This is a genomic window from Pantoea conspicua (assembly GCF_002095315.1).
Lineage (GTDB): Bacteria > Pseudomonadota > Gammaproteobacteria > Enterobacterales > Enterobacteriaceae > Pantoea > Pantoea conspicua.
Genome location: NZ_MLFN01000124.1, coordinates 1 through 248 on the forward strand (window position 1 = coordinate 1; position 248 = coordinate 248).

At 31.9% G+C, this 248-nt stretch carries 1 pseudogene; it reads right to left on the reverse strand.

From position 1 onward, the window contains the following. Positions 1–48: 48 nt before the first annotated feature. Positions 49–248, reverse strand: a pseudogene (locus HA41_RS21245) (HEAT repeat domain-containing protein); the annotation flags it as partial.

Below are 248 nucleotides of genomic sequence, written 5' to 3' on the forward strand. Positions count from 1 at the left end.
ATTGTTCAAAATATTAAAAACATTATCTTCGCATTTTTTGCAAATTTATATTTGCCCGAGTATAAATGCTCCGATATCTCTACGGATATAATTTTTGTCAGTGCAGAATTCAATTGCCAATCTAACAGCGTCTTGCCCCCTCTTAACTGTAATACTCTGGCAGATGAAATCCTTTCAAGGAATTGCGATCATCAAGTAAGCGAAATAATTCATCATCATTTAGTTTCTTACATTTATTATATAAACCA